At 55.2% G+C, this 22,704-nt stretch carries 16 protein-coding genes; 14 read left to right on the top strand and 2 right to left on the bottom strand.

Going from position 1 to position 22,704, the window contains the following annotated elements:
- Positions 1–36: 36 nt before the first annotated feature.
- Positions 37–909: a hypothetical protein gene (locus AC1AY0_RS01710; protein ID WP_476525618.1), complete on the bottom strand. Its 873-nt coding sequence runs from the start codon at positions 907–909 to the stop codon at positions 37–39.
- 127 nt (positions 910–1,036) lie between these two features.
- Here AC1AY0_RS01710 and AC1AY0_RS01705 point away from each other — a divergent pair, with 127 nt between their 5' ends.
- Positions 1,037–1,675, top strand: coding sequence for a response regulator transcription factor (locus tag AC1AY0_RS01705; RefSeq protein ID WP_476523354.1), 639 nt, complete (start codon positions 1,037–1,039; stop codon positions 1,673–1,675).
- Here AC1AY0_RS01705 and AC1AY0_RS01700 read toward each other — a convergent pair.
- Positions 1,629–2,693 (bottom strand): sensor histidine kinase, encoded by a 1,065-nt coding sequence (locus AC1AY0_RS01700; protein WP_476525616.1) that lies wholly within the window; start codon positions 2,691–2,693, stop codon positions 1,629–1,631. The genes AC1AY0_RS01705 and AC1AY0_RS01700 overlap by 47 nt on opposite strands.
- 261 nt (positions 2,694–2,954) lie before the next feature.
- Between AC1AY0_RS01700 and AC1AY0_RS01695 the strand changes: the two genes are divergently transcribed.
- The 13 genes from AC1AY0_RS01695 (at position 2,955) to AC1AY0_RS01635 (ending at position 22,538) form a co-directional block, all read left to right on the top strand.
- A complete protein-coding gene (locus tag AC1AY0_RS01695; protein ID WP_476523357.1) occupies positions 2,955–3,506 on the top strand; it encodes a YbaK/EbsC family protein in 552 nt (183 codons plus the stop codon).
- A 195-nt stretch (positions 3,507–3,701) separates the two neighbouring features.
- A complete protein-coding gene (locus AC1AY0_RS01690; protein WP_476523358.1) occupies positions 3,702–4,502 on the top strand; it encodes an amino acid ABC transporter ATP-binding protein in 801 nt (266 codons plus the stop codon).
- Between the two features lie 14 nt (positions 4,503–4,516).
- The gene (locus AC1AY0_RS01685) at positions 4,517–5,356 is read left to right on the top strand and encodes a glutamate ABC transporter substrate-binding protein (protein WP_476523359.1); all 840 of its coding nucleotides are present in this window, start codon (positions 4,517–4,519) and stop codon (positions 5,354–5,356) included.
- On the top strand, positions 5,356–6,033 hold the full coding sequence (locus tag AC1AY0_RS01680; RefSeq protein WP_214376180.1) for an amino acid ABC transporter permease: 678 nt from the start codon (positions 5,356–5,358) through the stop codon (positions 6,031–6,033). The genes AC1AY0_RS01685 and AC1AY0_RS01680 overlap by 1 nt, the downstream gene beginning before the upstream one ends.
- A gap of 3 nt (positions 6,034–6,036) precedes the next feature.
- Positions 6,037–7,236, top strand: coding sequence for an amino acid ABC transporter permease (locus AC1AY0_RS01675; protein WP_476525614.1), 1,200 nt, complete (start codon positions 6,037–6,039; stop codon positions 7,234–7,236).
- Between the two features lie 124 nt (positions 7,237–7,360).
- On the top strand, positions 7,361–8,866 hold the full coding sequence (locus tag AC1AY0_RS01670; protein WP_476523363.1) for an acid phosphatase: 1,506 nt from the start codon (positions 7,361–7,363) through the stop codon (positions 8,864–8,866).
- A 175-nt stretch (positions 8,867–9,041) separates the two neighbouring features.
- Entirely contained in the window at positions 9,042–12,881 is a 3,840-nt protein-coding gene (locus AC1AY0_RS01665; protein ID WP_476523364.1) for a 5'-nucleotidase C-terminal domain-containing protein, read from the top strand.
- Positions 12,882–13,003: 122 nt separating this feature from the next.
- The gene (locus tag AC1AY0_RS01660) at positions 13,004–13,987 is read left to right on the top strand and encodes a PPK2 family polyphosphate kinase (protein WP_476523365.1); all 984 of its coding nucleotides are present in this window, start codon (positions 13,004–13,006) and stop codon (positions 13,985–13,987) included.
- A gap of 6 nt (positions 13,988–13,993) precedes the next feature.
- Entirely contained in the window at positions 13,994–16,567 is a 2,574-nt protein-coding gene (locus tag AC1AY0_RS01655) for a DEAD/DEAH box helicase (RefSeq protein ID WP_476525612.1), read from the top strand.
- A 273-nt stretch (positions 16,568–16,840) separates the two neighbouring features.
- Positions 16,841–18,220: a replication-associated recombination protein A gene (locus AC1AY0_RS01650; RefSeq protein WP_476523369.1), complete on the top strand. Its 1,380-nt coding sequence runs from the start codon at positions 16,841–16,843 to the stop codon at positions 18,218–18,220.
- Between the two features lie 72 nt (positions 18,221–18,292).
- Positions 18,293–19,009, top strand: coding sequence for an MtrAB system response regulator MtrA (mtrA, locus tag AC1AY0_RS01645; RefSeq protein WP_476525610.1), 717 nt, complete (start codon positions 18,293–18,295; stop codon positions 19,007–19,009).
- Positions 19,010–19,089: 80 nt separating this feature from the next.
- Positions 19,090–20,814 carry an MtrAB system histidine kinase MtrB gene (gene mtrB / locus AC1AY0_RS01640; RefSeq protein ID WP_476525933.1) on the top strand — a complete coding sequence of 575 codons (1,725 nt, stop codon included), beginning with the start codon at positions 19,090–19,092 and terminating at the stop codon, positions 20,812–20,814.
- Positions 20,811–22,538, top strand: a complete 1,728-nt coding sequence (locus tag AC1AY0_RS01635) for an LpqB family beta-propeller domain-containing protein (protein WP_476525609.1) — start codon at positions 20,811–20,813, stop codon at positions 22,536–22,538. The genes mtrB and AC1AY0_RS01635 overlap by 4 nt, the downstream gene beginning before the upstream one ends.
- Positions 22,539–22,704: the final 166 nt, after the last annotated feature.

The following is a 22,704-nucleotide window of genomic DNA, read 5'->3' as shown; positions in this document are numbered from 1 at the left end:
CGGGCAGCAAAGTTGGCAGTACAGCCGCGAGTCTCATCAATCTTCCAGATCAACGAACCCGCCGTTATTGAGGGCGTATATATGGGTGTCCTTGGTCTGTGCGGCGAAATGGGCTCGCGCGTCGTTGACAATCGCGTGATACATGGTCTGATTACTGTTTGCTCGTCCACTCTGATGAGGCAATTGAAGAAACATGCGTTGCACGTTTCGCGGCCAGTCGGACTGCACAATACTCTCCGAGCTCACGCCATCACCTGCCAACTTCAGATTCTGTAATGTCCATTGGCTATCGGTATAACGAAACGAGGCTGTCCATGTGGCTTCTCCGCCACTATCGAGCACAATATGGTTGCCGTCAGCGGATAGGAAAAAGGTGTTAGAAAGCGAATACACATAAGCTTTGAGCACATCGCCATCCACTGACCAGTCAAGAATGCGGACACGAGAAAAAGTGACGAGACCAGTACCAGCTGGTGTCGTAGTGCATGCGCCGGCATAATCGTCGTTCGAATACACGCAGTCGAGCACACGCCCTTCATCATCAGTTCGTTTCTGGGCGTCCTTCATATCCTGCTGCCGTATCTTGCGGTTAATGGCATCAATCATTGTGCGCGGAGTGACCGGCGGATTCTGTAAGTCGCCGAATCCCTGTTGCCAATGCGCATACTGATTGGCGTCATTGTAACGAATAACCATGGCCCGGTACCAAGCGCCGTGATATTCAGTACGAGTGCCCTTGGCAATAGTGGATGTGGAACGAAGAGCAAACACCGGATCTTGCGTAGTGATGTAACGCTGCGCATCGGTATATGCGGCAAGAGGTAATGCTATAGCAAGTGCGATAACAATGATTATTGCTATAACTATGCTGCGTCGACGAAGCAAAGTATGGGAAATAGAAGCGGCCATACACCTAGTGTGCCTGGCAAGCTGAGCAGCAGGCACGCCGCTTACAGATTATCTGTATGCGTGATTTTCGCACTTCTTGGCCGAATACGGATTTGCAGATGGAGCAACAGCGAAGCATGATGGATATGTGACGACGATTGGGGTTGTGGATAATGATCGGTTTGCGCTGGTAATGCTTGCGCAAACGGTCGGTCGCGCAATGGCCGGGGCAAACGTGCTCTGGGCTGTGGAATCCGGTGCTCAAGCATTGCATCACTGCTTATATGAGGGAGCAGCAGCGGTACCTGATGTACTGCTGCTGGATATGTCACTTACCGATATTCCTGGTGCAGAGGTGTGCCGCCGTATTCGTGAAGCTCAGCAAAAGCCTGCCGTATTATGCATCACCTCATATTCGCTGCATCATTATCGTCGACCCGCCATTGACGCGGGCGCACAGGGACTTATCGACAAAAGTGTGACGCCGCGCGAACTGGCTGAAGCCATTGCTGAAATCGCACAAGGTAATGTTCTCGGCGAAGGATTCCTGACTGCGGCAGATGCACATGCGGCGTTGCTTCAAGATATGCAATCGAATATCAGCCTATCGAAACGTGAGCAGGAAGTAATGCAGCTGTATGCGGCGAATTACAGTACCGAGGAAATCGCAAACAAACTCGGTATCAAATCTTCCACCGTGTTCGTCGTTGTGAAGCATGTGAAGGCAAAGCTTGGCGTGACTACGCGATCAGAGGCGATTCGGATTTTTCTTTCGCAACAGCGGTAGCAGTCGGAATTCGTGCGGTCATCGACCACTGGTCGGCATGGTCGTTGCAGATCTGGATATCAATGCCCATGTTGCGGTACCGGTTAAGTCCGCTGCCAATTCCTAGCTGATCCGTTGCCGTACGATGCTGTACTGCCTGCAATGGCGTGTCAGCAGCGGTAATAATGACATTGGAATTGTCGTGTCCAATAGACATCACATACCCGTGCGTTGCGTCACCGTGCTTAGCGATATTCGTATACAATTCGTTGAGAAGGCCGACTATCAGTTCAACCTGTTCGGAAGAGAGCGACTGCGGTAATGCAGCAATCATGGTCTGCCCATTAAATCCGAGTGCGTGCAGTCGTGCTTCCTGCTCGTCGATGCAGTCGATAATGGCATCAGCGAATTGCACATGCGAAGCAGGAGCGGGAGTTGCATCGGAATCATCGGATGCGTTATCAAGCGCATCAATGACGCGATGAGTGTCGGCAAGTGCTTGCGTGAGGATACTGCGCAACTCGTGAGGTTTCGTCATGCCATCATGATCGATGCGCATAATTGCATACGCCAAATCATTGGAAATACGATCATGCAGAGTACGGGCGATGGCATCGCGCTCAGATTGACGCCGAGCTTGCTCAGCCTCACGGGCGCGATCGGCTTGCCAGCGAGAAACCACGCCGATTACTACAGCAAACATGCAATATGCGAATGAGATGACTACCGAATCGGATAGACCTAAGCCAAACAATAATTTACGGTCAATAAGTAAGGCAGATATGCCGAGCAGCGCGGCAAGTATTGCCATCGCATGTCCTTCTCGCCAGATGAGAACCACTGCGAGCACCATGGCCAAGGAATACGAATACGACATCGGAAATGGTGAAACCAGCCCTACACAATACAGCATGACCGCTAGCCAAGCGCCGGACTGCGGCATAATCGGCAACAATACCAACGAAATCAAGGCTGAGCAGGGGATTAGCAGATACGACAGTACGTGCCCGCTTTGCCAGCGCAGAAGCGTCTCAGCCACTACACAGCATGCGATGAGCGCGCAGCATACAACCAGTGTTCTGTTGACTGGGGCTGTAAGTATGTGCATACGTTGGTGAGCGCTGGGTGCGTCGTTTCCGCGCAGATTCATGCTTCTATTGTTGCACTGTAGGTGAGAGTAAGAGCACTATAAACCGCCATAAGCAACATGTATAAGAACCGCGGTGTTGCTCGGTGGCATCACGGTTATATTGGGCTAGCACAAGACTGCATGGGTGTTGCAACAGGGGGATTGATAACTATGACGCTAGAGATTCTGGACTGGCATGATGGGGATTTGCTGGCCAAGCCGGTGTTCGACAAGCTCAACGCGTTAGTGGCGGCCGGTGTGCCGGAAGAGAAAATTCTTGGCGTGACCATCAACACCGACGAGGAGTCGGATACTGATTTATGGTGCCCGAAGTACGGTATTCCGTTCGAGATTACCGGCAACGTGGTGGTGGTTCACACGCACAAGACCCGCAAGGCGCCGCCTGAATTCGCCGCAGCATTTGTCACGGCGGACACGCGTGCCGACCTGAATGGTGTGGTCAAGCATACGTTGGAGGTGTCCAAGGTGAGCTTCGCGCCCATTGATGCGGCCGTGGAGGCCACTGGTATGGAATCCGGCGGCATGTCGCCGATTGGTTTGCCCGATGAGTGGCCGTTGCTGGTCGACCAGCATATTTTGTCGATTCCGAAACTGTATTTGGGCTCCGGCGTTCGCCCGTCCAAACTTGTGGTGGACGGTTCCATTTTCGCCGATATTCCAGGCGTGCAGTTCGTCTCTGCCTTAGGTAAGCCTCGCGCCTGAAAGTAAGAAGACTATGCAAGAAAGTATCAGTCCTTGTAGGTGGTGAATTGGCTCTGTTTGCTGATTTTCCAATGCTTTCGTGATCTTTCATGTGAGCATACATGCCGCTGAGCGAACATGGTTGTCTCATATTATGAACAGATGATGTCCGTCTGGTGTGATTCCGGTAACACAGTGCCGTTATACTGACCCTCTATGTCAGAGAAACAAGAAGAAGTACGCCCTGTGACGCCTCTGGTGCCGGGCAATGAACCTGCAGATCGGCCGCTGGTCGAGCTGACTCACGTCGAAAAGCACTTCGGCGATCTCCATGTCCTGAAAGACATCAATCTTACCGTGACCAAGGGCGAGGTTCTCGTGGTCGTCGGACCTTCCGGCTCTGGTAAGTCCACCATGTGCCGCACGATCAACCGTTTGGAAACCATCGATTCCGGCGACATTCGCATCGACGGCAAGCCGCTGCCTCAGGAAGGTAAGGAGCTGGCCAGCTTGCGCGCTGAAGTGGGCATGGTATTCCAGTCCTTTAACCTGTTCGCCAACAAGACCATTCTCGAAAACGTGACGCTCGCACCAATCAAAGTGCGTCATATGCCGAAGAAGGAAGCCGAACAGCTGGCCATGGACCTGCTCGCCCGCGTGGGTGTGGATTCTCAGGCCAACAAGATGCCATCTCAGCTTTCCGGTGGCCAGCAGCAGCGTGTAGCCATCGCCCGCGCACTGGCTATGCGCCCGAAGGTCATGCTGTTCGATGAGCCGACCTCCGCACTCGATCCGGAAATGGTGAACGAAGTCCTCGACGTTATGGTCGAGCTCGCCCATGAAGGCATGACGATGATCTGCGTGACCCACGAGATGGGCTTCGCTCGCAAGGCTGCCGACCGTATCGTATTCATGGCCAACGGCCAGATCCTCGAAGAGAACACTCCAGACGAATTCTTCGAGCATCCGCAGACCGACCGTGCCAAGGACTTCCTCTCGAAGATCCTCACCCACTGAAAGAGGGTGCACGTATGACGTTCAGTAAACGATTCAAACGCACGGCGGGTCGCGTTATCGCAGCCGCCTGCGCACTGGCCTGCACCATGTCGCTTGCGGCATGCGGCCAGGATGAGGCAGGCAAGATTCGTATCGGTATCAAGTTCGATCAGCCGGGTCTGGGCTTCAAGAAGTCCGGCACGTACGTGGGCTTCGATGTGGATGTAGCCAAGTACATCGCCAAGAAGCTCGGCTATTCCGAAGACGAGATCATTTGGAAGGAAGCCCCCTCCAAACAGCGTGAAGCCATGCTGCAGAACGGTGACGTAGACATGATTCTCGCCACCTATTCCATTACGGATGAGCGCAAGAAGGCTGTGTCCTTCGCCGGCCCGTACTTTGTGGCCGGTCAGGATCTTCTGGTGCGTAAGGATGATCAGTCCATCAACGGCCCTGAAGATTTGAACGGCAAGCGCCTGTGCTCGGTGACCGGTTCGACCTCCGCTGCAACCGTTAAGGAGAAGTTCGCTTCCGAAGTGCAGCTTATGGAACAGCCGGGTTATGCCGAATGCGCTACCGCACTGTTCTCCGGCATCGTGGATGCAGTGACCACCGACGATATTATTCTCGCCGGCCTGGCTTCCGCCTCCCGTGGCAAGCTGAGAGTGGTCGGCAAGCCGTTCACCCAGGAATACTATGGCGTAGGCATCAAGAAGGGCGATACGCAGTTCGCCACGAAGATTAACAACGCCATCGTGGACATGATTCAGGATGGTTCCTGGGAGAACGCTATCAGCGACAACACTAAGGGCACCAACTACACGCCTGATGTGCGATACAACCCGCCCACTCCGGACGAGGGGGAGAGCGACTGATGAACGGATTCCTCGAACTCTTCAGCCAGTATGATGTGCTGGGCGCATTCCTCGTCAACATTGAACTGACGCTGTGGAGCGCATTATTCTCCATGATCCTCGGCGTGATTCTCGTCGTTATGCGTATCTCGCCGATCTCCTCGCTGAGGGCTGTGGCCGGCGCCTACGTGGAGCTGTTCAAGAACCTGCCGTTGACCATCATCATGGTGTTCATGGTGTTGGGCGCATACGCGCAGCTCAAGCTCAGCTTCTCCGACACGTTTGCTACGAACTTCTTCTGGCTTGCCGTCACCGGCCTGAGCCTCTACACCGCGGCATTCGTCTGCGAATCCCTGCGTTCAGGCATCAACACCGTGCCGCTCGGCCAGGCCGAAGCCGCACGTGCACTGGGCTTGGGCTTCATGCAGTCCGCTACGGAAATCATTCTGCCGCAGGCATTCCGCGGTTCCGTAGCTCCGCTCGGCAACACGCTGATCGCACTGCTGAAGAACTCCACGGTGGCCGCCGCCGCTTCGGTGTCTACGGAAACCTCATCCCTGATGAGTCAGATGATCGAATTCCGCCCGGATGTCATCATTCAGATCTTCCTGATCTTCGCATTCGGATACGTGATTCTCATCATTCCTATCGGCATGCTCACCACGTACCTGTCCAACAAGCTCGCCGTGAGGAGGTGACCAATGGCTGATACTGCAAATTCCGTACTGTTCGACGCGCCCGGCCCCAAGGGACGCCGGACCATTCGTATCCTCAATTGGGTGGCGGGCATTATCTTCGCCATCATTGTGGTACTGATCCTCATGCGCCTGCATAACCCGCCGGATGGTGAAAACCAGCTGAGCTGGGAGCTATGGAAGCCGGTCGTCGAGCGTGAAGCTTGGACTGACTTCTACCTGCCAGGTCTATGGATGACCATTAAGGCCACTGTGCTTGCTGTGGTTGGCGCTGTGGTATTCGGCTTGGTATTCGGCGTTGGCCGACTGCTGCCGAACCCGCTGATCCGCACGGTCTCTGCCGTTATCGTTGAGTTCTGCCGCGCTGTTCCGGTGCTGCTGCTCATGATTTTCTTCTGGCGCTGGTTCGCTTTTGCTGGCCTTCCCAGCCCCTCCTACTGGGCAGTGGTCTTGGCTCTGGTGCTGTACAACGGTTCCGTGGTAGCCGAGCTGGTGCGCTCTGGCGTCGGCAACCTGCCTGGCGGTCAGCGTGAAGCTTCCTTGGCGCTGGGCTTGACCGAAACCCAGTCGCTGATGGAAATCGAAGTGCCGCAGGCTGTATACGCCATGCTGCCGGCAGCAGTCACCCAGCTGGTCGTGGTGCTGAAGGATACCGCTCTCGGTTCCATCATCATGTACACCGATTTGCTGCAGGAATCCCGCCGACTGGGTTCGATGTACTTCAACATTCTGCAAACATTGGTTATGGCTGCGGTTATTTACTTCATCGCATGCTGGCTGCTCTCCAGACTCGCTGAATGGCTGCCTGAGCGTATGCAGCAGCGTACCGCCGCGCCGGCCGAACCGGAGCCAGTCGCTCCGATTGCAGCCGGCGACGCTTCCAACGTGAACCAGATCGCCGTGGCCAAGGAAGTCGAAGAACTGCCGCTTGGCGGTACGCCGCGTAAGTACCATGTCCACCATCGTGGTACGAACGCTTCCATTCGTAACTGGCGTAGAACCAAGTACGAGCAGGGCTATGACGTCACTCAGCCGGAATCGGAAGCCAAGCACGAGCGCGACACCGGTAAGCCGGATAGCCCCAAGGCCAAGAATCCGAAGCTTTCCTCCTCAGAACACGAGCATTCCGATCACGGTACCGTGTTCAAGCATGGCAATGACATCAATACGAGTCATACCAAGTTCGGAGGCAAGCCGAAGATCTGATGCACTGTGGTTGTAGCGCGACTCTTCACACCATCTAAGTTGTGGCTAAGGCGGTACGAAGAGTTCACCAAGTGTTCTATCGAGTTCAAGGCTACGTAGCCAAACGGAGGATAGGTTGGAACGTATGAAGACGTTCCGGAACCTATCCTCCGTTTTTGCTATTGCACTATGCCTACCGTTGGCGTTAAGCGCAGCCATACCAACAACTGCGCAAGCTGACCAGCTTCCCAACCCTGACTGGGTGGCCTTGCTTTCCGATTATGAGAAGAACTATTGGCAGGCGCCCGTGGATGCCACGCATGGCGGCAAAGTGCTCGACGCGAAGACCATGAAACTGGATGAGGATTTGACCGTAGCCATCAATCACCTCGGTGCCGAAAACGCAGACAAGAACGGTCTGACTGCGCAGCGCAAACGTGCGCTGATCGATTCCGATCTGTACGGCGAAGAAACCCTTCCGGATGCGCTAGGGCCAGTACTCGGCAAATACATGAGTGAAGGATTCAAAGACGGCAAGCTGAACAAGATCTCTGATTTGTTCAAATTCAATGTGGCGTCCACCTTCCAATCCAAGCGTGCGGCAATGCACCCGAGGCCATATCTGGATCGTTCGCAAAGCACACTGGGCGGCACAAATGATTTGGCCGGTTTGCCAGCCACGCTTGATATTGAGCAGTCACCCTCCTGGTTGGACCATATTCCTGGATATTCCACACTGCAGAAGAACAGTTCCTATCCATCCGGTCATACAACCGGCGCATATTCCTGGGGTATTGCGCTCGCTGGCATTTTGCCTGAGCTTGCGCCGCAGATCATGGCTCGCACATCAGAGGCTGGCAATAACCGTATTGTGCTGGGTGTGCATTATCCGCTCGATATTATGGGCGGTCGCATTGGTGCTTCTGCACAAAACGGCCAGTATTGGCATAACGAATTCGCTTCGTCGATTGTTCCCGCGGCAAGGCAACTTCGTGATTATCTGACCGAACGATGCAAAGCCGATCGTCATGGAGACACATTGGCCGAATGCATCGCCAATCTCAAAGCGAATTCCACGGGCGGCTACACGAATGATTTCCTTGACCCGGTGGCCACTGAGCCAGTGAAAGATCAAGCCTCAGCCGTACGCGTCTACACGGCTCGCATGACGTACACATTCCCTCAGGACAAGTCTCAAGCCGGCGCTGAATTTGTAGCTCCGCGAGGGGCGGCCGATGTGCTGCGTCTGGCATACCCACAGCTTCATGCGGATCAACGAAACGCGATTTTGAAAGCTACGGCATTGGACTCCGGATACCCGTTGTGGGAATCCTCTGACGGTTGGCAGCGCATCGACTGGGCCAAAGCACTGTGCGCTCGAGTGACGCTCAATTCCAATGGTGATGTAACCAAAGTGGAAACGGCAGACCAGGTGACGCTGAACGGGCCGACTGTGGTAAACGCGCAATATGCGGATAAAGGCAATCATCCAGCCTCGGATGCGGCGGCGGGGGAGAACAGCGCTGCTCCGGCAGGCCCTGATCTTGCCATATTGCATGCCGCCCAGCAGCCGGCTCTGACTGCCGTACTGGTGGGCACAGTAGCAGCATTGCTTATTGGCGTGCTGCTGCGTCGGCGTAATCCTCGATAAACCTGTACATCAGCTGAAGAAATTCGGCCAGAGTTCAACTTGCCGACTCCCTGTATTCTTCCAGACAGGGCAGCCGGTTCATCTTCCCTCCTTACGCTCGGTTGTAAGTCCATGACTGCTCAGCGAAAAGCCACGGTGGCTTATTGCACATGGATATTGAGGAAGGGGAAGAGCAGTGAATCAACATGTCGAATTAAGGCGAGGGGCGAAGCGCATTATTGCGCTTGCTGCTTCTATCGCCACTTTGGCAGGAATCGCCGGCGTAGCGCCTGCGGCAATCGCTGAAGAGCCTGCCAAGCCATCCGTAATCATCAATGAAGTATTTGCCGGCAATACCAAGGAACTTGGCGATCCTGAAGCGCAGCGAGACGATTGGGTTGAGCTGAAGAACACTGGTTCTGCGCCTGTGGATGTCAAGGGGTGGGGCATCTACGACGAGAAACAGAATAAGCATTACACCATCGGCACTGACAAGGAAGTCGTCACTGATACCTTGATTCAGCCGAACGGCTATCTTGTTGCCTACATCGATTACAACGGAGACCCTGGGCTTGGCTCTGACGCCGACTCCGTATACCTGACTTCAAAGGTCGGCAATACGTATGATGCTTCCGCCCAAGTAGATGCCACCACTTGGAAGCTTTCCACCAAGATGACCAGTGCGCAATCCTGGTCTCGTGCAGATGATGGCACTTTTAAGGTAAGCGATAAGCCTACGCCTGGTGCCGCCAATGAATTCCCGAGCACTACGCCCACTCCGGATCCTGGAGAGAGCCTGACCGTGGGCGCATGGCCAGGTCTGCCAAACGTGACGCCGATTGATGCTTCCGGCGAATTCGGTGCTAAAGGGCAGTCCGGCGATCATACGGACGGCAATCTTTCTGGCCTCGTCTACGAGAGCGGCAGCACCAGCGCATCCGACGTGCTGTGGGCCGCGGACAATGATCTCAACCCAACGCTTGGCAACACCACTGATAAAGGTCCTGGCTCCATCAACAAGTTCGTTAAAGTGAACGGCACTTGGCAGCAGGATCCTCAAGATGGTTGGACCTTCACCAAGAATGGGCAGACCAAGGGCGGCAAGCAACTGCACTTCAAGGACGGTACTGGTGGCGTTGATGCTGAAGCAATAACGCTGATTCCTGGTGCAGACGGCAAGCTTGATTCCTCGAAGGGCGTGTTCATCGGTGCCGAACGCGACAACGAGAACAAGAATGCTCCACGCCCATCCATCCTGCAATATGACGTGACCGCCAAGGCTACGGATACCAATGGGGATGGTGCGCAGGATCTGACGGCAACCCATGAGTGGAACCTGGTTGCTCCGCTTTCGCAATTCGGTGTTCAGCTCGGCAAAGATGATGCCAACTTGGGCGTTGAAGGTGTGGCATTCATTCCTGATGCTGCATTGCTTGCCAATAACTTCCAGTCCAATCTTGACCCGAACAATGTGCACGCATACGACCCGAATGGCACTGCCAACGATTTCGGCGGCCTGTTCTTCGCCGCCTTGGAGAAGACCAACGCCATCTACGCGTTCGCACTCGCCACAGTAGGTGGAGAGGACACCGCATACCCGGTTGCCAAGATCGATCTTCCAGATGCTGCATCTAACGCCGGATTTGACGGTCCGCGTGATTTGACTTGGGATGCCGAGCACAACCAACTTCTTGCCGAAAGCGACAACGACAACGGAACCGGTGCGAAAATCGGCACGTACGAGTTCGTCAACGGCTCACTGGAACTGACCAAGCTGACTGCCACTCCGGCAGAAATCGCCGAACAGAACTCGGAAGGTTTCGCCATTACGCCTGACTCTGACGCGCAAACCGTGGAAGGCGGCGCTGAAGGCAAGACGTATAAGCCAGTCTTCTGGGCCGATGATGGTGTAACCAACGGCCACTCGCTGCGTCAAGGCTGGATCGAAACCGCCGTGCCGGCATCCACTACGACCACCATTAACCTGTTGAACGTCAACGATTTCCATGGCCGCATCGACAAGAACCTCACGGTACCGTTCGCTGCAACCGTGGAACAGCTCAGGAGCGGCAAGTATCAGAATTCCTCGCTGCTGCTCGGCGCTGGAGATCTGATCGGCGCATCGCTGTTCAACTCCTCGGTGCAAAAGGATCAGCCAACCATCGATGTGATGAATGCATTGGGCTTGAAGGCATCCTCCGTAGGCAACCATGAGTTCGATCAGGGGTATGACGATCTGGTCAACCGTGTGATTGGCTCGGAGAACAACCGCAATGCCAAGTGGGATTACTTAGGTGCCAACGTGTACAAGAAGGGCACCAAGACTCCAGCACTTCAGGAGTACAGCATCCAGGAAGTGAACGGTGTGAAGGTTGGCATTATTGGTGCCGTCACGCAGGAAACCCCGACTCTGGTTTCTCCTAATGGCGTCAAGGACCTTGACTTTGGCGATCCGGTGGAAGCCGTGAACCGTGTAGCCAAGCAGCTGACCGATGGTGATGAATCCAACGGTGAGGCCGATGTGATCGTGGCTGAATACCATGAAGGTGCCCCGAGCAATGAGGATGACACGACCGGCAAGCCGACATTGGACGAGCAGAAGGCCGCAAGCCCAGTGTTCAAGCACATTGTGGACGATACTGATCCTGCGGTCAATGCAATCTTCACCGGCCATACGCACATGAAGTATTCGTACACTGATCCGGCAAAGAATAATCGTCCGATTATTCAAACCGGCAGCTATGCCGCCAACGTTGGCCAGGTGGTGCTTGATTACGATAAGGCCACTGGAGCCGTGACGTATGAGAAGTCCGGCAACGTGGCGGTTGATACCAGCAAGTCTGATGACGAGCTCGCCGCCAATGGCGATGAGGTGGTCAAGCAGGTCAAGTCCATCGTGGATGCTGCTGTGGCCAAGGGTACTGAAGAAGGCAATAAGGTTGTCGGCTCCGTATCCGCGGACATCACCACTGCATTCAAGGATGGCAAGCGCGATGATCGTGGTTCCGAATCCACGCTCGGCAATCTCGTGGCTGACTCGCTGCTCTCCTCGCTCTCCAGTGCGGATCGCGGCGGTGCTGAAATCGGTGTGGTGAACCCAGGCGGTTTGCGTGCCGAGCTGTGCAAGACCGGCAGCAATACTTCCTGCCCGCTCGCAGCCGATGGCTCCATCACCTACGCGCAGGCAAACGCCGTACTGCCATTCCTGAACAACCTGTGGACCACCACGCTTACCGGCGCACAGTTCAAGGAAGCTCTGGAACAGCAGTGGCAGACCACTACGGATGGCACTACGCCATCTCGCCCGTACCTGCAGCTGGGCCTTTCGCACAATGTGTCCTACACCTATGATCCGAACGCAGCTCAGGGCCATCACATCACTTCGGTGACCGTGAACGGCAAGCCGCTGGATCTGAACGCCAAGTACCGCATCGGTTCCTTCAGCTTCCTGCTGGAGGGCGGCGATAACTTCCGCGTCTTCGCTCAAGGAGCTGATACCCGTGACTCCGGTCTGGTCGACCGTGACGCATGGATTGAATACCTCGGCAAGAACAATCCGGTTGCACCTCGCTATGATCGCCGTGCGGTGGCCGTTACCGGTCTTCCGACTGGCAGCGTGAAGGCAGGGGAGTCGTTCACTCTGAACTTCTCGAAGCTCACACTTACTTCGCTGGGTGTGCCTGCCGAAACTAAGCTCACGGCCACCATTAATGGCAAGACTGTGGGTGAGGCTGCGGTTGAGAATGGCGATACTGCTGCGCTCAAGGTGACAGTTCCTGCTGATACGGCCGCTGGTAGCGTCACGCTGACCGTGGTTGGTACCACCGACAAGACCACGGTGACAGTGCCGCTGACTGTTGCAGCCGGCTCTGGCAACAAGGCTGACAATGCCAACAAGACCAACCAGAAGGCTAACCAAGCCAAGCGCACAGCGGATACCGGTGCGGCAATCGCTCCGATTGCTGCTCTGGCTTTGATGCTTGCTGCAGGCGGTACGGTGCTGATTATCAAGCGCCGTAGCACCATCCGCAAGTAGTTGACGGCCGAAGCGCAATAATCAATCCGGGCATTTGTGGGATAGTGACTATCTCATGAATGCCCGGATTTTTGTTTATGTGGTGCGACGCTTCATGGTGAGTCGGACGTACAATCAAGGGCATGGTCAAGGAAGACAAGAAGTCCGGCAAAAGGATTGACAAGGCGCTGAAGCTAGTGGAAGAGCGCATCGGCATGATTGAGGAGAGCCCCACTGTGGCGGAGCGGCTTGCGAATGCCGCCAAGGCCAGTGACTTATTAAGCGCGGTGTGGTCTCTGCCGCCCGCGCAACGATTGATGTTCCACCACGGGGTGAACGTGACCGATGTGGACGGCGATTCCACTCCGGGATTCGACGGTGACAAATACGATGGCGAGCGATTCATCGATTTAAGCTCCTCGGAGATCGCACGCTACCAGCGGTTGATGTATGCCAATGGTGTTAAGGGTTCGCCGCGCCGGTTGCTGATTATCTTGCAGGGTATGGATGCCTCCGGCAAAGGCGGCATTGTGCGCCATGTATTCCGTCAAGGCGACCCGATGGGTATTCACTATCACGGTTTCGGCAAACCCACTGATGAGGAGCTGCAACATGGATTCCTATGGCGAGTGGAACGCGAGCTGCCGGACCCCGGTTGGATAGGCGTATTCGATCGCTCCCATTATGAAGACATCGTGATGCCGCACATCTACGGTACGTATCCTGAAGATGTGTGGCGTGGTCGCTATGACGTGATCAACGAATTCGAGCGTGACTTGGCTGTTTCCGGCTGTGCCATCATCAAAATATTCTTGGTAGTGAGCCGAGAAGAACAGAAACAGCATTTCTTGGGGCGTTTGGATGACCCGACGAAATACTGGAAATTCGATATTTCCGATCTTGACGCGCGCGAACGCTGGGATGATTACATGGCAGCATGGCAAGAAGTATTCGAGAAAACAAGCACTGCAGCGGCACCTTGGTATTTGGTGCCGGCCGATAATCGATGGTATTCACGAGCCGTGGTATCCGAGCTGCTGCGCACCACGCTCAAAAATATGAATATGACATGGCCTCCACTTGAGCCCGGAGTGAACCCAGAGGAAGTACGCAGGCAGCTAGACTAGAGGATTATGACTGACGAGAAGGAACAAGCATACGGTTCTCTGGGGCGATTGGCGCCCGAATGGGATGGCAATGAACGTGAACGTAACCTCACTGCCGATGATATCTACGAACGATTCTTCGGCTGGGTAACCGACGTTAAAGGCGTTGAACCATGGCCTCACCAGGAAGAGGCCATTATGGATATCCTCGCCGGCGACCATGTGATTTTGAATACGCCCACCGGCTCCGGCAAATCATTGGTGGCACTCGGCATGCATTTCGCGGCGCTCTGCACTGGCCGCCGCTCGTATTACACGGCCCCCATTAAGGCTCTGGTATCCGAGAAGTTCTTCGACCTGGTGGAAGTATTCGGTCGCGACAATGTCGGCATGATCACCGGAGATAGTCATATCAACGCTGATGCACCAATCATCTGCTGCACGGCAGAAATCCTCGCCAATCAGGCATTGCGCGAAGGTACCCATGCCGATGTGGGGCTTGTGGCCATGGATGAATTCCACTACTACGGTGACCCGGAACGCGGCTGGGCATGGCAGGTGCCGCTGCTCACACTGCCGCAGACCCAATTCCTGCTGATGAGCGCCACGCTCGGCAACGTTGATGCCGTGGCGGATAAGCTTTCCGATCTGAACGACACTCCGGATGTGGATGTTATCGCTGATGCGCCGCGCCCGGTGCCGCTGAGCTACGAGTACACGCTTGATCCACTGGAGAAAACCGTGGAGCTGGCCTTCCGCAACGGTGAAACCCCGATTTATGTGGTGCATTTCTCCCAAGATGCCGCCCTGGAAACCGCGCAAGCGCTCGCTTCCACCGGTGTTTCCAGCAAGGAACAGCGCCAAGCCATTGCTGAAGCCATCAAAGGCGTGAAATTCACCACAGCATTCGGCAAGATTCTGCAACGCCTGCTGCGCACAGGCGTGGGCATTCACCACGCCGGCATGCTGCCGCGCTACCGCAGACTTGTGGAACAGCTTGCCCAACAGAGTCTGCTGCCAGTGATTTGCGGTACCGATACGCTAGGCGTGGGCATTAATGTGCCGATTCACTCAGTGGTATTGACCGCGCTCACCAAGTTCGATGGTTCCAAGATGCGCAGGCTCAGGGCTCGTGAATTCCATCAGATTGCCGGACGTGCCGGCCGTATGGGCTTCGATACTGAAGGCTTGGTGATTGCCGAGGCTCCCGAATATGAAATCGAGAATCAGAAGGCGATTGCCAAAGCCGGGGGAGACCCGAAGAAGCTGAAGAAGGTGAAGCGCAAGAAAGCTCCGGAAGGCTTCGTGACGTGGAATGAGAACACGTTCAATAAGCTCATTGACGCTGAGCCGGAAACTTTGGTGCCGCATCTGAAGATTACGCATTCAATGGTGCTGAATGAAGTGGCACAAGGCGGCGATGCGCGCGCTCGTGTGGAAGATTTGATTGATGACAGTGCGCAGACTCCGGAGCAGAAGGAACATTTGCATCAGCGTGCCGATGAGATTTTCCAGACGTTGTTCGATACCGAGGTGATTGAAACCGAAAATCGTCCGGATGGTGGCAAGGACTATTACATGACCTTGGATATGCCGGATGACTTCGCGCTTGACCAGCCGCTTTCGCCATTCCTTTTGGCCGCGCTCGAACTGCTGGATCCTGAATCGGAAACCTATGCTTTGGATGTGATTTCCATGGCTGAAGCCACGCTGGAAGACCCCAAGCAGGTGCTCAGGGCTCAGGAACGTCAGGCCAGGGACAAGGCGCTCGCCGATATGAAGGCGGATGGTTTGGACTATGACGAGCGTATGGATAAGCTGCAGGACATCACGTATCCGAAGCCTCTGGAAGATATGCTCGAAGCGGCATTCGACCAGTATCGTCACGATGTGCCATGGGCGAATGATTACTATCTGAGCCCGAAATCCGTGGTGCGCGACATGGTGGAAACCGCATCCGACTTCACCGGGTATATCGCCCGCTACAACATTGCCCGATCTGAGGGCACACTGCTGCGTTACCTTTCTGACGCGTACCGCACATTGGCGCGTACGGTTCCGCCGGAAAAGCGCGACGAACAGTTGGAGGATATTATCTCCTGGTTGCGTGTGCTCGTGCGCTCCATCGACTCCTCGTTGGTGGACGAATGGGAGAACGCGGGCGATTCCTCCGACCAGTCCGAAGCTGCGGCTTCACTGGCAGCGCCGGGTAAGAAGAATCAAGTGGTGGAAGACCGCCGTGGCCTTATTGTGCTGGTCAGGAATGCTTTGTTCCGCCGCGTACAGCTTATGGATTTGGACGATCCGGACAAGCTCGGCGCGCTCGACAAGGACTGGGGCTATGGCGTGCATGAATGGGAGAACGTGCTCGACGATTACTACGATGAACACGAGTACGTGGGCATTAACGCCGAAGCCCGTTCGCCTAAGCTGTTCATGCTGGATGACAGCCACGAGCAGGATGAGCACACGTGGAAAGTGCGCCAGATTATCGATGACTCCGATGGCGACCACGATTGGGCCATCGAAGGCATCGTGGACCTCGACGCCACCCAAGACACCGGCGAAGTAGTCTTCTACGACTACAAGGTTGGTAACTGACCTTGATTTGTGGCTTCTCTCCCTCCGTCATCAGCTTCGCTGATGCCACCTCCCTCGTCAGAGGGAGGCTAATCCGGCTCTCTCTGACGAGGGAGCTTTCGTGAATATTGCCGAGGGGTGGCCACCTTCCTATGGCTCCCTCTGATGAGGGAGCTGTCAGCGTAGCTGACTGAGGGAGAGAAGAAAGCGGCCGTAGGCTGCAGATAGCACAGCATCGGCAACGCCGATTCCTGATATCGAACGCATGTTCGAGCGATGCGATACAGTACAAGTATGACTGAGAACGATTTGTTTGGGGCAACGGATGCGCCGGAAACCATGACCCGGCCGCTTGCCGTGCGTATGCGTCCTCGCACATTGGACGAGGTAATCGGGCAGACGCATGTGCTGGGGGAGGGCTCCCCATTGCGCCGCCTCGCCAATCCAGCCAGCCGTGGCAGCCTCACTGCTCCAAGCTCAGTAATCCTCTTCGGCCCTCCCGGGGTGGGCAAAACCACGCTCGCCACCATCGTGGCCGGCCAATCCGGTCGAGTATTCGAGGAACTGTCCGCCGTGACGTCCGGAGTCAAAGACGTGCGCGACGTGCTCAATCGCGCCCACGAACGTCTAGTCTCACGCGGTCAGGAAACCGTACTGTTTATCGACGAGGTACATCGATTCTCCAAGTCCCAGCAGGACGCACTGCTGCCAGCCGTCGAAAACCGCGACGTGACCTTTATCGGTGCCACCACCGAAAATCCGAGCTTCTCGGTCATCAAACCACTGCTTTCCCGTTCGGTGGTGGTCAAACTGGAATCCTTGGAACCTGAACAGCTCACCGAACTGGTCCATCGCGCTTTAACCAGCGACCGTGGACTCAAAGGAGAAGTCAAGGCCACGGACGAAGCCATTGCGGATATTGTGCGCATGGCCGGGGGAGACGCCCGCAAATCCTTGACCATTCTGGAAGCAGCTGCAGGAGCGGTCACCGGAGACGAAGCCCGCAAAAAAGGCGCTCGCCGGCCAATCATCACTCCTGAAATCGTAGCTACCGTAATGGATGCCGCCACCGTGCGCTACGACAAAGATGGCGATGACCATTACGATGTGATTTCCGCATTCATCAAATCCATGCGCGGCAGTGACCCGGACGCTGCCATCCACTACCTGGCTCGTATGCTCAGGGCAGGCGAGGATCCCCGCTTCATCGCGCGCCGCATCATGATTGCTGCCAGTGAGGAAGTCGGCATGGCAGCCCCGCAGATTCTGCAAGTCACCGTGGCGGCGGCGCAAGCCGTAGCGTTGGTAGGCATGCCGGAAGCGCGCATCATTCTGGCTGAAGCCACCATCGCAGTAGCCACAGCGCCCAAATCAAACGCCAGCTACAATGCCATCAATCAGGCGCTCGCCGATGTGGACGCGGGCAAAATCGGCGCTGTACCGCTGTATCTCAGGAATGCTCCCACCAAGTTGATGAAAGAATGGGGCAATCATGAAGGATATAAATATGCTCATGATTGGCCAGGTGCTGTTGCGCCTCAGGAATATATGCCGGAGATTTTGCGAGGCACTGAATACTATCATCCCAACGATCGCGGCTATGAGCATGAAGTAAGTCAGCGTCTGGCTAAAATACGCCCTATTCTGCATGGTGGCGATGGAGCCAAAGAGTAGGAGTAGAGTATAACGGAATGGTATACGCCTTCGACGAAGCCGGCGGCACAAGGTAAGGAGTGTGAACACAGTATGGCAGTCATTTTCATTGTGGACGACGATCAGGCCATCGGAGAAATGCTCAGCCTTGTGTTGGAGAACGAAGGATTCCAGACCGTCACCTGCATGGATGGTCTGCGCGCCGTGGAAATGTTCCCTACAGTCAAGCCTGATTTGATTCTGCTGGATGTGATGCTTCCCGGTTTGGACGGCACTGAAGTGGCTCGTCGTATTCGTCAGACTTCCAATGTGCCCATCATCATGCTTACCGCAAAGTCAGACACCACCGATGTCGTGGCAGGCCTCGAAGCCGGAGCCGATGATTACGTGCCCAAGCCGTTCAAAGTGGCCGAATTATTGGCTCGCATCCGTGCCCGATTCCGCATCGCCCGCCCTGTAGCGGCTGGAGATTCCGGTTCCTCGGCGGAAGCCGCGAACACGAATCATATTGAACGCGGCGGCATTGTTATCGACCGCTTGGAGCACACCGCCACCAAGGATGGCAAGGATTTAAGCCTTACTCCTATGGAATTCGAGTTGCTATTTGTGCTCGCCAAAGCCGCAGGGGAGGCGATCAGCCGCTCTACGTTGCTGCACGATGTGTGGGGGTATGAGAATTCTGGGGACACCCGCTTGGTTAACGTACACGTGCAACGTTTGCGCGCCAAAGTGGAGGATGATCCTGAAAATCCGCAGATTATCCAAACCGTGCGTGGTATTGGATACAAATTCGTGACTCCTGAGAACTAATCGTGGCTGACTCAGCATCATCACATTCTTCAGATTCCACGCCTTCTGAGCATGCCACGATTCTGGCTCCTCGGCACAGTCTGCGATTTAGTTTTAAATGGTTATTGCGGCACGGGCGTTCTGAGGTTCGCAGGTCTCTGCAGGCTCGAACCGTGGCACTGACTGTGCTGCTGACGCTGTTCGTGGCGGTTGTATTCTCCATGGTTTCGATGAGCTCCGTTCGCTCTTCGCTGCTATCGCAAACCACATCCCAAGCCCAAGCTGACTTTTCCAATATGGTGGAACAGGCTCAAACCGGTCTTGACGCTTCCGATGCCACCACCACCGTGCAAATACAGCAGTTGGTCAATGATCTGGCCTCGAACCTGCAGTCCGATGGCGCATCCAATCTGGTAGGCGTCTATTTATGGAGCCGCGAATCCACCGCGCGTTCGATCATTCCGGTGTCCACAGAACCCACGTATGAGGACGTTATTAGCGAAGACATGCATTCCGCTGTGGCATCCGACGTGGAGGGCAACGTGTTCTACCAGCCGGTTGAACTCAATATTTCCTCGAATCCAATGTTTTCCAGCACGCCTGGAGCAGTGCTAGGTACGGTTTTGGATTACGGTGTGGCCGGCAATTTGGAATTCTTCGCCATTTATTCCTACACGTTGCAGCAGCAATCGTTGACGCAGATTCAGCTCAGCCTATTGATTATTTGCGCATTGCTCAGCGTCACCGTAGGCGTGGTGATGTGGCTGCTGATTCGTGGCATTGTGCGACCTGTGGAGCATGTGGCGTATGCTGCTGAAACATTGGCTTCCGGCAACCTGAACGCACGCGTGGAAGTCAACCGCAAAGATGAACTTGGTGTGCTGCAGCGTTCGTTCAATGCGATGGCTGATTCATTGAATCAGAAAATCGACGAGTTGGAGGAAGCCAGCGTATCGCAGAAACGATTCGTTTCTGATGTGAGCCATGAATTGCGCACTCCGGTAACCACCATGCGCATGGCTTCGGATTTGCTGGAGATGAAAAAGGACGATTTCGATCCGGCTACCAAACGCACGGTGGAATTGCTATCCGGGCAGATTAATCGATTCCAAGACATGCTTGCTGATTTGTTGGAAATCTCCCGATATGACGCAGGTTATGCAGCTTTGGATGTTGTGGATGCTGACGTGCGCGATCCAGTGATGGATGCGGTGGAACAGGTCGAAGGCATCGCCTCCGCCAAACAGGTGGCGATTCATGCAGATCTGCCGAACGTGCAGGTGTTGGCCAAGGTTGATACCCGGCGAGTGACGCGCATCATCAGGAATCTGCTCGCCAATGCAGTGGACTTTGCCGAAGACAAGCCAATTGAGGTGCGCATTGCCGCCAATCGCAAAGCGCTCGTGGTGAGCGTGCGTGATTATGGTGTGGGCATGGATGCGAAAACCGTCTCCCATATCTTTGACCGATTCTGGAGAGGCGATCCATCCCGTTCGCGCATCACGGGAGGTACCGGATTAGGCTTGTCTATCGCAATGACCGATGCGCTGCTGCACCATGGAACTATTCGTGTACGTTCGGCGCTGGGGGAGGGCACGTGGTTCTTGGTGGTATTGCCTCGAGATCCCGCCCAGGGTGAGATTGCCGATGCCGATTTGCCGCTTGATTTTGCTGGTGCGGCACCGGATGATTTCTCTATTGCAGGAGGTTTCGGTGTGGCGTCCAGCCCGGTGGCCGAGCGCGGCAAAGCACAAGGCATGATGGCGATTGCGGAAGATATGACGCAACACCATGAGAGTCATGAGACGACGGGCGGTGAGCAATGATCAGAAGACACGCCTCATTAGCCTCCGCGTTGGTGGCATTGTTCTGCTCCGTGGCATTAGCGGCATGCTCGAGCCCGCTGGCGTTGCCTACCCGCGGAAACGTTCAGGTACTGGACCCTGTTGAACAACAAACCAGCCGCGCATACACCAATCCTCAAGGGCCGAGCGATGATGCGCAGCCGGAAAGCATAGTCAAAGGCTTCTACGACGCCATGCCAGCCGGCGTGCAATCTGATGGCTACCGAGTTGCCCGCGAATTCTTGACTTCTACGGCAGCGGCAACATGGAATGGCGATAACGCAGCGGTGATTTACAGTGGTACGCCGGAATTCCGCCGCCGAGCCAATACCATGACTGCGCCGCAGGGTGTGGAAAGCTCGCTAATCGTGGAAGTGGTGCTGCAGGTAGTAGGTACTTTGGATGCTCACGGTATTTATACGCCGGCGCAGGAAACGCAATCGACCAAAATCGCCTACACCGTGGTGAAGCAAAAAGGGCAGTGGCGTATTTCCACATTGAACGATGGTGTAGTAATCTCCACTGCTGATTTTGATCAGGTATTCCGCCAAGTATCCGTGTATCAAGTATCTTCTTCAGGCAAACAGCTGGTTCCTGACGTGCGATGGTTGAGCTGGCGAAATTGGCGAACTCAAGCTGTGCGCGAGGTGCTTTCCTCGGTTCCTGATTGGTTGGTAGGAGCGGTATACAGCCAGAATTTGGAATCTGTTGCTTTGGCAGTGGATACTGTGCCGGTAAAAGACAACACCATTGAGGTTGACCTGACCAATGGCATTAATGCATTAAGCGATGAGGACCGCGGCATATTGGTGCATCGCATCCGATTGACGCTTGGAGATGGCAATACCGGATATACGTTGAAAGTTACCGGCGATGGCGTGGACTATTCAGATGCCGACTCCATGCTGAAGCTCAGCGCCGATCAGCCGGCAGTAGGCGTATATACCTTGACTGGTGGGCATATTGTGTCGCTGTCCAGCTCCAGCCCGTTGCGCGTGGGCGAGGTGGAAGGCTATGACGGCGCGCAAGGTCTGGCTTTCTCCTCAAATGGGGGAGCGATACTGCGCGCGGATGGCGTGGCGGAATGCTTGGATGCCAGCGGCGGTTCCTGCGGCGTGCTGTTTGAAGGCAAGAGAATGCGGTCGCTGACAGCAGGCTTGAACGGAGAAGTCTGGGGCGTTGCCCAAGATGGCAAGACCTTATATGTGCTCCGTGGTGGGAAAACCGTAAAACTCACCGTGCCTTGGCTGGATGAAGCGGGGCAAGTGACTTCCGTGAATGTTTCGCCGGAAGGGGCGCGACTGGCCTTGGCTATTCATGGTGGTGCCGCAAGCGGTGTGGTACTTACTGGTATTGCCCGAGATGAGAATAACGAGGTGACAGCGTTAGGCAAAAGCTGCACTCAGGTGAGTGTGGTGCAGAACGTAGCCATGCTGACGTTCTATAACGATCTCAATCTGGTATATGCCACTGCTGCTTCATCAGATGGCACTCAGCAGAGTGCCTATCGACAGATAGTGCCTGGGCCGGATACTGTACAGCGACTGCCGGAAGGCACGATTGTTTCCATGGCATCTGGGCAGATCAGTTTGTATCGGCGTCTGGCCGTATTGGATGATACCGGTGCAGTGCGCTCGGTTTCCGGCTCTCTCGATGGCTCTTGGTCCATTGCAGACAGCCAGGTCACGGCTCTCGGCTCGCAATGATCGCAACAATATGACAATGCTCCTGCACATTACGCGCAGGAGCATTACGTTCCTCTTGGCTCCCCTTGTCAGGCTGAGCCGTATAGCAAACAGCACGGTGTGCTGTTTGTAGGCGAAGGCGACAAACAGGAGCCGATAAGAGGCAGACGTAGTCTGTCCTTAATTG

Source organism: Bifidobacterium sp. LH_416, assembly GCF_056357055.1.
Note: the sequence above shows the minus strand (reverse complement) of the source record. Positions and strands in the feature narration are given on the sequence as shown.